Origin of the sequence: Vibrio sp. V19_P1S1T109 (assembly GCF_002241375.1) — a bacterium.
Classification (GTDB): Bacteria; Pseudomonadota; Gammaproteobacteria; order Enterobacterales; family Vibrionaceae; genus Vibrio; species Vibrio anguillarum.
In genome coordinates this window covers 1-15,888 of record NZ_NDIM01000002.1, presented here as the reverse complement: position 1 = coordinate 15,888, position 15,888 = coordinate 1, and the positions used below count along the sequence as shown (strand labels likewise).

Here is a 15,888-nt window from a genome sequence, read left to right as displayed (position 1 = left end):
AAACATAAATAAACTCTTTAATAATACTTATCTTGCCATGTCCATTGATTAAACTGGCAGGGTTATGTTCAAGCCAAAAAAGATCTTTCACCGCGACCATGGTGAGTGTGGCTGTCAGAGTGATGATCATCAGCATCATTAACCCGATCATCTGCTTAACAATCGAATGCCTTTCACCTTGGAGTTGTTGACGATTCAATTGTACTGCGTGCTGGCGATATTGAGCTCGTTTAGCGATGAGTTGTAATAAGCTTCCGGTAAAGAAACCAAACAGTGTTAAACCAAATAGAATTTTTACATTGCTATCGATAGTGAATTGATAGTGCTGATTGTAATAAAGAGCGAGTGGAATACTGACAAGAAAAAACAAAACACTATCGAGTTTTGCGTACTGTTCTGTTTTTGCCCACTGGTGGTGAGTAAAGAGGTATCGACGCATTACCCATGCACAAAATACGCTAATTGTCACATGGGCTGTGATTTCTAATGCACTTAAACTGGACAACATCGGACAGATACGCCCGCCATAGGTGGCAAATAGCAGCGCAGCTAAGAGGTAGAGCAGTGCGGTGAGTTGGCTGTTGTTTCGCTTGGTATTATTCATGAATTTGATTTCATTACAGTATGTGATGCTTAAGTTTAGGTGATTAAATTCGTTCAATGTTGTGTTTTCGTAATTAACCGATGTGCGGAGGATCAGAAAAGCGATGGATTCTAGTGATGTATTTCTAGGAAAGATAGCTAAATAAAATAAAGCCCATGTGATCCGATCAGTGCGTCATGTTATGAGAACAGAGGAGAGGGCTCAATGACGTTACTCAGCCGAACTTAACGAAAGTCAATCATTACTCTGATTGATAAGAGTGGACTGTTTAAAATTAGTTAACACAACAAAAGTAAAATTACATCTACCGACTACATTGCAGATTCCTCCAAGCTTTCCTATCTTTAGTTATGAGCTCTAGGCGTTGCATAACAACTTCTTACATAACGTCATAGCTTTCGTCAGTGTTTTATGGCTAAAGGATAATAAATCATGCTCCTCATTAGGCTGGTACGTGTTTACGTGCCCTTAGTGCTATTGTCGATAGTTGCTCTTATGCCACAGCCAACACATTTTGGTGTTTGGGCTCTATTATTTGTTACTTTTGCTAGTGTTAGCTATGCAATTTGGAATTACGAATCCTTCATTTCCCAAGTCAAAGCTCAAAAAAAGACGATTGAACACCTTTCTCAAACACAAGAGATCCAACTGGATGGATATCATTCTTTAGAGCCTCTCTTTGCTCAATCTCTGCCAGTGTGGTCTCGTCATATTGATTTAGCCAATGTGCAACTTACCGATTCTGTTACTCAACTGAGCCAGCAATTTGGTGATCTTGTCACGCAGCTTTCACAAGCACTCTCCTTCTCGCAAGGCTCAACCTTAAAAGATGATCGTAATTTAATGAGCGAAATTGAGCGTTGTCGAGCGATGCTTTCTAAAGCGGTTGATGAGCTTAGAGAAAGCCAAAAGACAAGAGAGCATATGCTTGATGAAATGCGCAGCCTTGATCAATACACAGTCGATTTAAAAAAAATGGCAACCGATGTGGTGGGCATTGCTGAAAAAACCAACTTATTAGCACTTAATGCTGCCATTGAGTCAGCCAGAGCAGGCGAGGCCGGTCGAGGTTTTGCAGTGGTGGCCGATGAAGTGCGAAACCTCTCACAGCGTTCAAGGGAGATCGCTAGCAGCATGACGGAGAAAGTGAACGTTGTCAGTGATGCGATTAATACTACATTTAAGACGGCTGAAATGGCTATTGCGGCTGAGAGTGAACAAATGGAACAAACCGAGCAGCGTATCGATTATGTCATTAACCACTTCCAAGATATGGCACAAACCTTACAGCAACAGTCTGAGCGGTTAAAAGAAGATGCATTTTCGGTGAAGGAAACAATCAGTAGTGTGATTGTGAAATTGCAATTTCAAGACCGAGTAAGCCAAATATTAGAGCAAATCAGCACCAATCTCAAAGAACTCAGTGACTCATTAGAGCTGCTCAAACAAGACAGCAATCATGCGATCGCAGGCGAATTATCCCCGCAAAAATGGCTGGAAAAAATGACCAAGAACTACACCATGATAGAACAACATGAAAGCCACAAAGGTAAGGTTACTGAGGTGAAAAGCAAGGTGACTAGCACGGACATTACTTTCTTTTGAGAACCGTAAATGAATAAATGAGGAACTCTGTGATGAACAAAACGGTACTTGTTGTAGATGATTCGGCTTCAATTCGGCAGGTTGTGAGTATGACCTTAAAAGGAGCAGGCTATCAGACGATCGAAGCTCATGATGGTAAAGATGCACTATCCAAATTGGCCGGGAACCGTGTTCATTTGGTCATCAGCGACGTAAATATGCCGAATATGGATGGCATTACCTTACTTAAAGAGCTGAAGCAAAGGCCAGACACAAAATTTACGCCGGTGATTATGCTCACAACTGAATCTGAGGCATCGAAGAAAGAACAGGGTCGTGCTGCGGGTGCGAAAGCTTGGGTTGTAAAACCCTTTGCACCTGAACAGATGCTTGCCGCCGTAGCAAAACTGATCCAAGTCTAAGGGGGGATTATGCTGACTCCACACCAAACCGATGAGCAATTAATGTTAAAACTTGACGGTGAACTGACGATTTATGAGGCTCGAAATTTGTTTGAGCAGCTGACCCCTTTTGTGTCTCATAGCGAGAAGATCGCCATTGAACTTTCCCAAGTCACTGCTCTGGACAGCAGTTGCGTACAAGTATTGATGGCATTTAAAAAAGCAAGAATAGAACAGGGATGTGAACTGATTCATCATAGTGAAGTCGTGGTGGATGTGCTGGGTAAACTGGGGCTAGTGGGATGGTTTCATGACCCTATCGTTCTTTCGAGTTCACAATAAGACAAAGTGACAAGCTAATGACGAAGCCCCAGGGAGATACTATGGACGAAATGATGGCTGCGGCGCTCCAAACTTATTTTAATGAGAGCAGGGAGTTGCTTGAAGGGATGGAATCTGACCTTCTTGAACTGGATAGCGGGAATCTTGATGGTTTAAATGAGCGATTAAACGCAATTTTCCGAGCAGCGCATACTGTAAAAGGCTCAGCAGGGATATTTAACTTAAATGAGATCGTTCGTTTTACTCATAAAGTAGAAAGCTTGCTTGATTTATTGCGCTCAGAACAACTTAAGTTGCATGAAAAGCATATTTCCTTGTTGCTTGAGTGCCGCGATCACATGGTGAGCTTGATTGATGATGCTCAAACGGGGCAAGAGTCATCAGAAGATGACGTTACCGGACAGCGCTTAGGAGCCCGATTGTCTGAGTTTTTAGGTCAATCTGAGCCAGAAAGTCATTCACCAGCCACGGAATCTGAACCTGATCACACCGCGCTCGACAATTTCTGCTGGCATATCTCTTTAACTTTCCCGCTTCATGCATTCCAAGATGGTATGGATCCGCTCTCTTTTCTTTCTTATTTAACTACGCTGGGAGAGGTTATTTATATCGAGGCTGTCGACCGAAAATTACCTGATTGGCACAACTTTGATCCGGAATGTTGTTATTTGGGTTTTGAACTGCGTTTCTATTCGCCGGCGTCTAAACAACAAATCGAAGACGTGTTTGAATTCATTCGTGAAGAAGGTGACGTTCGCATCTTTCCACCCAGTGCCAAAGTGGGTGACTTCATTGATCACATTCAATCAATGCCCGATGAAAATTATAGAATTGGCGAAATATTAGTTCGTTGTGGCGCACTCACTGAGACTGAATTGAAGCGTGCATTGCAGCAACAAAGTGAGCAGCGAGAAGCGAGTTCGGACGCGATACCCATAGGAGAAATTATCACTCAGGCTGATGCTCAATTAGCACCCGTACTCAATGCGGCGGTCGATAAACAAAGTAAAGCCCGAGAGGCGCTAACCAAAGAGCAAAAAAGCTTGCGAGTGGATGCTGAAAAGTTAGATACCTTAATTAATTTAGTCGGGGAATTGGTCACCGCAGGTGCCGGCAGTGCATTACAGGCGGAGCTAATTGGCGAAAATGTAATGATTGAATCTGTTGCACGGCTTAATGGCCTTCTCGAAGAAGTCAGAGACGCGGCACTACAGCTTAGAATGGTGGCTATCGGTGCGACATTTGCCCGTTTTCAACGCGTTGTTCGTGATATGGCGAAGGAGCTAAACAAAAGTATTCATCTCACGATTACCGGTGCGGATACCGAATTAGATAAATCAGTGATTGAAAAAATTGGCGATCCTTTAATGCATTTAGTGCGCAATGCGATTGACCACGGCATTGAAACAGAGGAAGAGCGTGTCGCAAATGGTAAACCTTCTCACGGCACCATCACGCTCAATGCTTACCATGACTCAGGCAATATAGTGATCGATGTGAGCGATGACGGAAAAGGGCTCAACAGCGAAAAATTGCGCGCAAAAGCGATTGAAAAAGGGCTACTTGATGAAAACCAACTCGTGACCGATGACGAGATTTTTCAGCTCATTTTTGAGCCCGGCTTTTCAACGGCCCAGCAGGTTTCCAATATTTCAGGGCGTGGTGTCGGTATGGACGTAGTGAAGCGAAATATTACTGATTTGCGAGGTCGAGTAGAGATTCACAGCCTACTTAATCGAGGAACAACTATCCGCATTGTATTGCCGCTCACACTCGCGATCATTGATGGTTTCCTAATTGAAGTGAGTAGCGAAACCTTCGTTGTGCCATTGGATGCCGTTCAAGAATGCGTCGAACTTGATGACCAGTGGCTCAAAGATGGCCAAGGCAAACCTTATATTAATCTCAGGGGACAAGTGCTGCCTTTAATTGATTTAAGAGTGCAATTTAACCTCACTGCGCGTCGCTCAAAACGCCAAAATGTGGTGGTGGTCAGTAGTGCGGGGCAAAGTGCTGGTTTGATCGTGGATAATTTGTTGGGGGAATTACAAACCGTAATTAAGCCACTTGGGCCGATTTTTTCACGGGTTAAAGGAATCAGCGGTTCGACTATTTTGGGCAGCGGGGATATTGCTCTTATCTTAGATATCGCCAGTTTATCGCAACATATTATGAAGGAAGAGTCGAAGCATCGCTTATTGGCAATGCACTAACTTGGCTCAATTACATCGTCAGAAAGGAATAGGCTATGTTTAAAAATATTTCAGTTAAATTCAAACTAAGTATGCTAGTTGGCATCTTAAGTTTGTTACTCATTGTGGTCGGATCACTCGGGCTTTATGGCATGCAAAAAACACTGCATGGGCTAGAAACGGTCTACTATGACCGAACCGTACCAGCACTGTCTATCGGTGACATTAAATCTCGTCTTCTGAGCAATCGTATAGCGCTGGCTTTCTCACAACTGTACCCAGAAGCGGATATTATTCGTGCTCAGATTGAGACGGTTGAGAACCACCTCAAAGTGATTGATGACAAATGGGGCAAATACAAGTTAACTAAATTAACCAAGGAGGAGGCTGAATTAGCAACACAATTTGAAGAACAAAATAAAGTCTTTGTTGAGCAAGCTCTACAGCCCACCATTGATGCTTTGCGACGTTTAGACATTGATGAAGCGACTCGCCTTGCGGTTGATAAAGTACGCCCACTCTATGCACCCGTTGAAAAAACAGTAAATGCATTAATTCAGCTGCAATCTAATGAAGCGCAGAATGTTTATAACCATGAGGTTGAGCTTTATGACAACCTACAAATGATAGCCATTGGATCAATTATATTGGGGCTACTGTTTGGTATTGGATTTGCGGTTACCTTGATCCGCGGGATCTGTAATCCTTTAGAGCAAGCAGTGGCGCTGGCTAACCGACTCGCTGTGGGTGATTTAACAGGTAAAATTGAAGCGACGTCAGGCGATGAATTGGGTCGCTTGCTTGAAGCCATGCAAAAAATGGTGGCCAAGTTGTCAGATATCGTAGGTGAAGTGAATAGCTCAAGTAATGCATTGGCTTCGGCATCCGAAGAAGTTTCAGCTACCGCTCAGAACTTAAGTCAAGGGGCGAGCGAACAAGCGGCCAGTGTTGAACAGACTACCTCGTCGGTAGAGCAGATGTCAGCCTCAATCGCGCAAAACACTGAAAATGCGAAAGTGACCGATAGCATGGCAGGTAAAGCGGCTAAAGAAGCGAAAGAAGGTGGAGAAGCGGTAGCTAAAACCGTGTTAGCGATGAAATCGATAGCTGAGAAAATTGGTATTATTGATGATATCGCTTATCAAACTAACTTACTTGCGCTCAACGCCGCAATCGAAGCTGCTAGAGCTGGCGAGCATGGTAAAGGTTTTGCAGTGGTGGCTGCCGAAGTCCGAAAATTGGCAGAGCGCAGTCAGGTTGCTTCTCAAGAAATTGGTGAGGTTGCTAAAAATAGCGTTGGTTTAGCGGAACAAGCCGGAAAACTGCTGGATGAAATGGTGCCTTCTATTCAAAGAACATCCGATTTAGTACAAGAGATCAACGCAGCTTCAATGGAACAAGCAACCGGAGCAACACAAATTAACCAAGCGATGGAACAGCTCAACAGTATCACGCAACAAAGTGCTTCCGCATCAGAAGAGCTTGCGTCGACCTCTGAAGAGATGAGCAGCCAAGCACAGCAGCTCCAGCAACTAATGACCTTCTTCAAAACAGAAAATAATCGCCGTGAAGCAGCAAATAAATCTTCAGTTCACCACGAGCAGCAACGCCCTAAACAGAAGAAAGATGTTGCGTTTGTCTCTATGGACGATGAACCTGAGTATGTGCGCTTTTAGTGGCTGGAGGTGAATGTGGCTAATCTTATCCCGGTTGAGGCTAACTCGATGATATTGGCTAAGTCCAATACAGAATTAGCACAAGATCAACAGTACTTAACATTTCAGCTCAATGGTGAAATGTACGCCTTTGCGATTTTGCATGTTAAGGAAATATTAGAGTATGGCAAAGTAACTCAGGTGCCAATGATGCCTGACTACATTCAAGGCATTATTAACTTGCGTGGTGAAGTGGTACCTGTCGTCAACCTAGCTCGGCGTTTTTATCTTAAACCGCAAGAAGTGAATAAAAAGACTTGTGTTGTCATTATCGAAGTGACGAATGAAGAACAGCGTCAAGACCTAGGTGTTATGGTTGACAGTGTTTCTGAAGTCATTGAAATATCAAGTAAGTTTATGAGGCCTGCCCCTAATTTTGGTACCAAGATCCGGACCGAATTTATTTGTGGTATGGCTCAATTCGATGAAGAGTTTGTCATTATTTTAGCGGAGGATAAAGTCCTATCTGTTGAAGAGTTGGCCATGATGGAACAGGTCAAAGAGCAGAATGAACTTGCAAGTTAAGCACAAATCTCAGCAACTTGGGAATTCAGCCATGGAGCAAATGTCCATCATCAGTGATGCGGACTTTGAGTTGTATCGTGGCTGGATATATCAATCTGCAGGTATTGCACTAACACCCAGTAAGAAAGCGTTGGTGGTTGGGCGTTTAAGCGGGCGCTTAAGAGAGCTCGGTATAAGTTCATATCGGGAGTATTTTGAGTATTTGACGAAATTTAGCGATCAGCAAGTACGCAAACTTGAACAGCAACGAGCCATCAATTTGCTGACCACCAATGAAACGTACTTTTTCAGAGAAGAGGCCCATTTTGCTTATATCCAGCACCATCTCTTCACTGTATGGGGTAAAAAACAGATCCGTTGCTGGAGCGCAGCAAGCTCGACAGGTGAAGAGGCTTATTCTCTGGCAATGTTATTAGACAGCCGTTACCAAGGAGAATGGCAAATAGTTGGTACCGATATCAATAGTCAAGTGTTGCAAATTGCATCACAAGGTATTTATCCGATGCTACGCCATGAACATATACCGAAAGCCTATCTCAAGACGTATTGCCGAAAAGGCATTGATACCAAGCATGACACATTGAAAATTGTTAATTCATTAAGGAAAAAAGTAAAATTCGGATTAGCGAACTTACAAAATCAGTTGGATGAACTTGGTCACTTTGATCTTATTTTTTTACGTAATGTTATGATTTATTTTGATCAAAATACCAAACAAAGAGTCATCAGTAACGTTACGAACCGATTAAAAAGTGGCGGTATTTTATTAATAGGCCACTCTGAAACATTAAACGGACTCAACTGCGATGACTTGCAATTACTGCAGCCGTCTATCTATCAAAAACGAGGGATTCGTGATTAATGGCGAACGAATTTTTACCTAAAACAGAGGCTCTGAACTTGATGCCTGGCGAGATATTCTTTGGTCATCACAGAGGTTGGATTCATACGCTGCTGGGTTCGTGCGTTGCCATTACGTTATGGCATCCAAAAACGCAGTTAGTGGGTATGTGCCATTATCTGTTGAGCCAGCGATCCGCCCTAGGTGAAGAGGCCAAACAACCTGAAGGCTATTATGCTAGCGATGTTGTGGCGTACTTTTCCCTTCAGTGTCGACGACATCAAATCAATCCTAAGGAATGTGTTGTTAAAGTATTTGGAGGTAGCACTATGTTTGCAGGTCACTACAGCAAAGTCGCTTCGATAAATGTTGCACAACAAAATGTGCGACTGGGTATGCAGTTACTGAAAGAGCACGGTTTTCAAGTAAGCCGCAATGATGTGGGTGGAAAGCGTTATCGTAAAGTATTTTTTGATGTCCAAAATGGTGATGTTTGGGTTCAATATGGGCGATCTTCTGCAAGAGAGGTAGCTTATTAATCAGCCATTGAGTGTCGACTTATAGAGGCATTACATGAAAAAAATAAAAGTATTAATCGTGGATGACTCCGCGGTTGTTCGGCAAGTGATCAGCGCTTTGTTGAGTAATGAACCTGATATTGAAGTGCTTACTCCTGCTTCTGATCCCATATTCGCTCAAAAAAAAATGGCTGTTCAATGGCCAGATGTGATTATCTTAGATGTAGAAATGCCTCGTATGGATGGAATTACGTTTCTCAAGCAACTGATGGCGGAGCATCCGACGCCAGTCATCATTTGTTCTACACTGACGGAACGTGGCGCGGAAGTGACTATGCAAGCATTGCAAGCGGGTGCGTTGACGATTATCACTAAACCCAAAGCAGGGTTGAAAGATTTTCTACAAGAAAGTCGGCAGGAAATGTTAAGTGCGGTGCGCGCCGCTGCACAAGCAAAGCTAGAAAATATTGTTAAACCCAAACCTCATATACTCAAGAAAGTACAGCAAACAATGCCGAATCCGAATCACCCGACATTAACATTGAAAACCACACAAAAAGTGGTCGTGATCGGCACATCTACAGGTGGGACACAAGCTTTAGAAGCGATCTTAACAGCATTGCCAGCAGTCTCTCCGGGGATTGTTATCGTGCAACATATGCCCGAAAAATTTACTGCGATGTTTGCTGACCGGCTCAATGGGCTTTGTCAAATCGAGGTCAGGGAAGCAAAGAATGGCGACCGAGTTCTTCCGGGGTTGGCATTGATCGCTCCGGGTGGCCGTCACATGCAACTGAATCGAAGTGGTGCACATTATCAAGTCGAAATCAAAGATGGCCCCGCAGTTAACAGGCATAAACCATCAGTCGATGTACTTTTTCGCTCAGCAGCAAAACATGCAGGCTCTAACGCTGTCGGTTTTATTTTGACGGGAATGGGGGATGATGGCGCACGAGGTTTGCATGAGTTGAAAGAGAGCGGTGCCTATACAGTTGCACAAGATGAAGCAAGCTGTATCGTTTTTGGTATGCCTAAAGAGGCAATCGAACGTGGTGGTGCTTGTTCGGTGCTACCACTCAATCAAATAGCGCAGGAAATATTGCAACGAGCTTCATCGAGGCACTTGTAGATTAGATCTTCATTTATTTTTAGTTGAAACCGACTTGTTGAGACGCTCCCAACAAGTCGTAGTAGTTACTTTTTTAAGCCAATTTGAGATTCGATGGCTTCGGTTTCTATTTCAGGGTGTTCGGCGAGCTTTTCTGAAGCCCATTGATTGATATGCTTCAAAATAGCCGACACGGCATGTTTTTTTGTTGCTTGCTCATTTTCTGCCACATCTAACGCTTGTTTAGGCTTTAAGCCAGTAGCATCTTCTGCGATATGAAGCCAATCAGGATGCCAGTAGTAAGGTTGACCAGAAGGGGTCATCCAGCCATGAACACCGTTTGTTTCACCATTGTACTGCAAATTATCTACATCATTTTTTTTCATATAAATTCTCGCCATGGATCGATCTGAATACGTGGTTAATGTAACTCGGTTGCATAGCACAATAGAGTGAACATGATCATGTAATTGAACTAAATGTAACAAAGGAAGATGAAATTGAGGTGATTTTGATCTCATGTTTATTTGAAATTCATTCTATTGTTATTGAGAGTGAACACTGATTGTTGGGGAAATAAAAAAACCACCGAGTTTAACGTCGGTGGTTTTTACAAAAATCGTGTTTGATTTTTAGAAGTTTGCAGAGCGTGGTGTACGTGGGAAAGGAATCACATCACGCACGTTGCCCATACCGGTCACATAGGATACTAAGCGCTCAAAGCCAAGGCCGAAACCCGCGTGCGGTACAGTACCGTAACGACGTAAGTCGCGATACCAACTCATGTGTTCAGGATCAATGCCCATTTCAATCATACGCGCATCAAGAACATCTAAACGTTCTTCACGTTGAGAGCCACCGATGATTTCACCAATACCTGGGGCAAGAACATCCATTGCAGCGACAGTTTTACCATCGTCGTTTAGACGCATGTAAAATGCTTTAATGTCTTTAGGGTAGTTCTTGACGATCACAGGCGCTTTGAAGTGCTCTTCAGCAAGGAAGCGCTCGTGTTCAGAAGAAAGATCAATGCCCCATTCAACATCAAATTCAAACTTACGGCCTGAATCGATTAGGATCTTCACAGCATCGGTATAGTCTACTTGCGCAAAATCTGAATTAACGAACTGCTCAAGACGAGTAATTGCCTCTTTGTCGATACGCGAAGCAAAAAACTCAAGGTCATCACGACGTTCTTCAAGAACGGCTTTGAAGACATACTTCAGCATATCTTCAGCCAGTTTCGCGACATCGTTTAGATCAGCAAACGCGACTTCTGGCTCTACCATCCAAAATTCTGCAAGGTGGCGGCTCGTGTTTGAATTTTCAGCACGGAACGTTGGGCCAAAAGTGTACACTTTGCTTAATGCACAAGCATACGCTTCGGCATTTAACTGTCCTGAAACTGTAAGAAATGTCTCTTTGCCGAAGAAGTCTTCATTGAAATCGACATTGCCTTGCTCAGTACGAGGAAGGTTAGCGAAATCCAGCGTTGAAACACGGAACATCTCACCCGCACCTTCTGCATCAGAAGCGGTAATCAGCGGCGCTGACATCCAGAAATAACCTTGCTCGTGGTAAAAGCGGTGGATGGCTTGAGAAAGGGAGTTGCGTACACGAGCCACTGCGCCAATCACGTTGGTACGTGGGCGAAGATGCGCCACTTCACGAAGATATTCAATTGAATGGCGAGTTTTTGCCATTGGGTAGGTTTCAGCATCTTCAACCCAGCCAACAACCTTCACCTCAGTTGCTGCAAGTTCAAATGCTTGACCAGAAGCAGGGGACTCAACAATCTTACCTGTTACTTCGACAGAGCAGCCAGTAGTGAGCTTTAGCACTTCGTCATTGTAATTATTCAGATTATTAGGGACCACGGCCTGAATCGGGTCGAAACAAGAGCCGTCATAAATGGCAAGAAAAGAGATCCCAGCTTTGGAATCACGACGAGAACGAATCCAGCCTCGGACAGTCACTTCACTGTCAACGGCTAGCTTACCGCTCAATACGTCTGTTACAGGCGCGTAAGTCATGTTTGATATAGTCTCCATTGAGGTAAAAATTCAACCCAATGTTCAAAGGTATTCTCACTCTATAAAGTGGACAAAAACAAGCGAAACATTGGGTTGCTTATTACTTTTTAATTCAATGGCACATATTACCTGTCAATTCGTTCGCATCAACCTTTATTGTCGATTCGTAGCCGAATTCTTAGCAGAAAGCGTAAATTGATTCATCAATGTTTCTAAGCGCTGCGATAGCTGTTTTAAATTGACGCTGATTTCTCGGGTTTGCGTTGCCGATTGAGACGTATCATCAGCATGTCGAGTAATGACTTCGATCTTCCCTTGAATTTCTTGGCTGACTTGTGTGGTCGTTCGTGTTTGATCTTGAATATTGTTTGCATGATCAAGCACCTGCTGCATCTCTTGTACGGCATTACTCATTGCGGAAGATAAAACTTCGACTTCATTTGAACGTTGATGCGCATGTGAGCAGACCAAATCAACTGAGGCGAGCGATGTTTCACTGTCACGTTGGAATTGAGCGATGATTTTCTCAATGTTTCCAGTCGCTTCTGCTGTTCGTGAGGCGAGTTTTCGCACTTCATCGGCCACGACCGCAAAGCCTCTTCCTTGTTCACCCGCTCGTGCTGCTTCAATCGCCGCGTTTAAAGCCAGCAAATTAGTTTGTTCGGCGATACTTTTAATCGTTTCAAGAATGGAGGAAACCAGCCCTGTCTGATTATTAAGTTCAGAAATTTTATCTTTCACGGACTCGATATCGCTTACCAAACCTTTGATATCTGCGCTAGCTGTATGTGCTTGCTGTGCACTTTGTTGAGCGACATTAGCGGTATGTTTGATAAGCTTTGATGCATCAACGGTAGCTTGATTAACCGTCTGTTGTTGAGATTGCATCTCTTCAATATTGAGCTGGACGTCAGAGGTTTCACGCTGCTGATTTTTTGCCGCTTGGTTGGTTGTTTGTGCTACGTCGGTTAACTGGTTTGCTGAATCGGCAAGCGAATGAGAGGTCTCTTGCACTTTTGCCAAACTGTCCGAAACCGTGTCCATTAAAGAGTTGATGGAGACCGCGAGTTGTCCGAGTTCATCTTTTTTGGTGCTGATAAGTCGTTTTGATAAATCTTTGCTCTTACTGATTTCACACATGAATCGTGACGTATGCTGGATAGGGCGAACAATCATCTTGCGGATCAAAAAAAGCGTGATCATAAATCCGATAAAGGCAATGGAAGCCATAATAATAACGGCAATGACAGTGTGAGTACTGATCATTTGGTTTACATGGCTCAGGTTATATTCAAGACGAATAGCTCCTAAAACGGTTCCTTCTTCCGCCATATGACAAGATACGCAGTTTGTGCCTCGGTAATCTAGGCTTGATTTCATCGGTAAGGCGACGACCAATCCTTTCCCCCAGGAAGCATTGAATGGTTCAATGACGGTTTCCCCGGCCAGTGCGCGTTTATCTATCTCGTCCATTGGCTGTTGATTTTCTTTTCCAGGACCATAAAGTTTACTGACCGCCTCTGAACGTAATACTCGCACCTGTTCAATACCATCTTGCGCGAGTGCCTTTTGGCGTAAGGTCTCTTTCTGAGCCATGGTACCAGTCAACATCATCATATTGAGGCTATCAAAGTAGTTACTCGCTTTATCGTGTAACTGCTCGCTCAACACCGAATTGAGCAGGTCACGTTGTTGTATATATTGATAGCTCGTTGACACCGTTAATACAAAAGCAAAAACGGTGATGAGCGTAAGTAGCAATTTAGACGTAATTGTTGAGTTCATGATAATTTTATTATTATTGAGAGGGTGACAGTGTAAATATAGCGTTAATATGCACTAGTGCAAAAGTTGTAGTCTTTGGAGTGTGACCCTATACATACTATAGGTTTAACAAATGTGATGTGGCACGTCATGATTCCCTATTAATGCTTAAAATATCACTCAAAGGCGTGAGATTTTCCGTTGTATCACCGTGATAAATTGTACGGTTTCATCTGTCTTGCAATGTAAACAAAGCTGCCTAGAAACTTGTTTCGTGAGTCTATATTCCTTAGTATTGCCTCTCTTTTAAAAGCTTGAGAACCAAGATGAAAACAGAATTATACAAAGAGTTTATGTTTGAAGCCGCGCATCGTTTACCTCATGTACCTGCAGGGCATAAGTGCGGCCGTTTACATGGGCACTCTTTTTTAGTTCGTCTGTATGTAGAAGGTGAGGTCGATCCTCATACTGGTTGGGTGATTGATTTTTCTGAAATTAAAGCGATATTTAAACCTATTTATGATCGTTTAGATCACTATTACTTGAATGACATTGAAGGGTTAGAGAACCCAACCAGTGAAGTGCTTGCGAAATGGATTTGGCAACAATTAAAGCCAAGCTTACCACTGCTCAGCAAAGTTGAAATTAAAGAAACCTGCACGGCGGGTTGTATTTATAAAGGTTAATACCAGCAGACCATTCCCAGCAACAAACAATAAATAACAAGTAGATAGGCACTACTATCGCGCCTATCTACTTACCCAATATAAAGAGCCTAATGACCCCAAATTTGGCTTACATATTCAGGATGATCGATATAGGGATTCCGGTTACCTTGAAATTGATAAACGGCGTCATTGCGCTGGCGTTCTTTAGCACTCACAGGATCTTCTTGGTGCCAACGCTTTAGCATAGCCAGAGCCCAAGCTTCAAAAACCACGGTACTAGTACCATCAAGTATGGCATCAGCGTTGTCAGTATTTCCTTGCCAGCTGCCGATACGGTTCTCGTAGCGGGTTGCCATGTAAAAATAGGCGCGCGCTAGATCGCCTTTAAATTCATCAATAGGCTCAAATACGGTGCCATTATAACCTAGCGTATTGCTTGCACTGCCAAGTTTTGAACCATTACTTGAGGTATAAGTGATATGACCAACTTCGCCAAATGGCCAGTTACTGCGTTTTGCATTGACAAAACCATCAGTGGCAAACAAGTGGTGACCGTCGGAATTCATTGGCTCAACGCTGCCCCCAAACCAACTTTTAGGAAATGAGTGTTCCCTATTGTAACAATCACCTTCTCGTCGATACTGACCACACTGATCGCTGACTTTAGTAAAACTAACACTGTCGTTGTTGTCAGGTTTCTCAGAATAGATATCTAACATTGAACCGTCATTCTCATAGTAGTTATCTATGTCTGCATTTTGTAATAGTGTCCAAATTGCGGAATAACCGCGGCTATTATGATTCTTTATGATGTTGTATAAGGCCGTTTTTAGTTCAAAACCTGTTTTTCCTATCGCGGCTTGATAATAGTCATGGTTAGCGGGAGGTGTTGATTCACCAAGTAATAAGCTGTTTGATTGTATTGAAATTCCCCACCAGAGGCCAGTATTTCCGAGCCTTTGGCTAAGGAATAAAGACCATTGCCAGAGCCACAGCAAATACCATCACCATAACTGTCATGGATGGTGAATTGATATTCACCATCCGATAAGCATATTTCTTGGCTATAAGATGTGGAGTCTGAGTAATTATTACCCGCATAAATAACCTGTGAGAGGCTGTTTTTTATTTCCCAACTTGTTTCAGAAGCATATTGATCGGTGGTTAAATTCAGAGTCAGGTTGTGAGCGCGACATGTCACATGGCTTGATGGTTGCTCAGCGTTACTATTTTCTGTCTGCGCACTGGTAAGGGGAGAGCAAAGCAGTGCCAGTAGGGTAAGGTATGAAATTTTCGTTGTCATAATTTTCTCATTGGATAGTTAAATCGCAACTAAGATAACCATTTGCTCAGTCAATAAATTAAACCTATATCGCATTTTAATTTGTTATGTATGTGATGTTTCATTATTTATGCTGGAGATCTCACGTTCAGAAGGCTGTGCAAAAAGGTGTTCATAAAAACCTACGCAGTCTGCATATATACAATCTCTTTTCTTACCGCGACTGACACGCTGCCGTTTAGTCAATATCTGTGCGATAAAATTGCCAAAAAAGTTGATCGCTTAATCCTCTCAATGCTCATGAACAATCG

General features: G+C 43.1%; 13 protein-coding genes and 2 pseudogenes. 10 read left to right on the top strand and 5 right to left on the bottom strand.

Annotation, left to right across the window (positions count from 1 at the left end):
• Window positions 1–604: pseudogene (locus tag B9J87_RS00135) on the bottom strand (metal-dependent phosphohydrolase); the annotation flags it as partial.
• Window positions 605–1,036: 432 nt separating this feature from the next.
• Here B9J87_RS00135 and B9J87_RS00130 point away from each other — a divergent pair.
• From B9J87_RS00130 to B9J87_RS00090, 9 genes are read left to right on the top strand one after another with little or no spacing between them, the layout of a single operon-like run.
• Complete coding sequence (locus tag B9J87_RS00130; RefSeq protein WP_088732503.1) at window positions 1,037–2,209, top strand: methyl-accepting chemotaxis protein; 1,173 nt, start codon at window positions 1,037–1,039, stop codon at window positions 2,207–2,209.
• 17 nt (window positions 2,210–2,226) lie between these two features.
• Complete coding sequence (locus tag B9J87_RS00125) at window positions 2,227–2,610, top strand: response regulator (RefSeq protein ID WP_094149135.1); 384 nt, start codon at window positions 2,227–2,229, stop codon at window positions 2,608–2,610.
• A gap of 9 nt (window positions 2,611–2,619) precedes the next feature.
• Entirely contained in the window at window positions 2,620–2,931 is a 312-nt protein-coding gene (locus B9J87_RS00120) for an STAS domain-containing protein (RefSeq protein WP_013856760.1), read from the top strand.
• 17 nt (window positions 2,932–2,948) lie between these two features.
• Entirely contained in the window at window positions 2,949–5,144 is a 2,196-nt protein-coding gene (locus B9J87_RS00115; protein ID WP_094149134.1) for a chemotaxis protein CheA, read from the top strand.
• A gap of 35 nt (window positions 5,145–5,179) precedes the next feature.
• On the top strand, window positions 5,180–6,799 hold the full coding sequence (locus B9J87_RS00110; RefSeq protein WP_094149133.1) for a methyl-accepting chemotaxis protein: 1,620 nt from the start codon (window positions 5,180–5,182) through the stop codon (window positions 6,797–6,799).
• Window positions 6,800–6,814: 15 nt separating this feature from the next.
• Window positions 6,815–7,363: a chemotaxis protein CheW gene (locus B9J87_RS00105; RefSeq protein WP_228209078.1), complete on the top strand. Its 549-nt coding sequence runs from the start codon at window positions 6,815–6,817 to the stop codon at window positions 7,361–7,363.
• Window positions 7,347–8,225: a CheR family methyltransferase gene (locus B9J87_RS00100; protein ID WP_019282373.1), complete on the top strand. Its 879-nt coding sequence runs from the start codon at window positions 7,347–7,349 to the stop codon at window positions 8,223–8,225. Before B9J87_RS00105 ends, B9J87_RS00100 begins: the two co-directional genes overlap by 17 nt.
• Window positions 8,225–8,743, top strand: a complete 519-nt coding sequence (locus B9J87_RS00095; RefSeq protein ID WP_013856765.1) for a chemotaxis protein CheD — start codon at window positions 8,225–8,227, stop codon at window positions 8,741–8,743. The genes B9J87_RS00100 and B9J87_RS00095 overlap by 1 nt, the downstream gene beginning before the upstream one ends.
• Window positions 8,744–8,777: 34 nt before the next feature.
• The gene (locus B9J87_RS00090) at window positions 8,778–9,851 is read left to right on the top strand and encodes a protein-glutamate methylesterase/protein-glutamine glutaminase (RefSeq protein WP_094149132.1); all 1,074 of its coding nucleotides are present in this window, start codon (window positions 8,778–8,780) and stop codon (window positions 9,849–9,851) included.
• A 65-nt stretch (window positions 9,852–9,916) separates the two neighbouring features.
• Here the strand turns inward: B9J87_RS00090 and B9J87_RS00085 are convergent, their stop codons facing one another.
• The 3 genes from B9J87_RS00085 to B9J87_RS00075 all read right to left on the bottom strand — a co-directional run bounded on the left by B9J87_RS00085 (window position 9,917) and on the right by B9J87_RS00075 (window position 13,648).
• Window positions 9,917–10,216, bottom strand: coding sequence for a hypothetical protein (locus B9J87_RS00085; protein WP_017043621.1), 300 nt, complete (start codon window positions 10,214–10,216; stop codon window positions 9,917–9,919).
• A gap of 246 nt (window positions 10,217–10,462) precedes the next feature.
• Entirely contained in the window at window positions 10,463–11,863 is a 1,401-nt protein-coding gene (asnS, locus tag B9J87_RS00080) for an asparagine--tRNA ligase (protein WP_026028293.1), read from the bottom strand.
• 153 nt (window positions 11,864–12,016) lie between these two features.
• Window positions 12,017–13,648 (bottom strand): methyl-accepting chemotaxis protein, encoded by a 1,632-nt coding sequence (locus B9J87_RS00075; protein WP_017048608.1) that lies wholly within the window; start codon window positions 13,646–13,648, stop codon window positions 12,017–12,019.
• 305 nt (window positions 13,649–13,953) lie between these two features.
• On the opposite strand from B9J87_RS00075, the gene queD reads away from it, so the two are divergent.
• On the top strand, window positions 13,954–14,313 hold the full coding sequence (gene queD / locus B9J87_RS00070) for a 6-carboxytetrahydropterin synthase QueD (RefSeq protein ID WP_010320709.1): 360 nt from the start codon (window positions 13,954–13,956) through the stop codon (window positions 14,311–14,313).
• A gap of 89 nt (window positions 14,314–14,402) precedes the next feature.
• Here the strand turns inward: queD and B9J87_RS00065 are convergent.
• Window positions 14,403–15,484 (bottom strand): annotated as a pseudogene (locus tag B9J87_RS00065) (HNH endonuclease signature motif containing protein); the annotation flags it as partial.
• Window positions 15,485–15,888 lie beyond the last annotated feature (404 nt).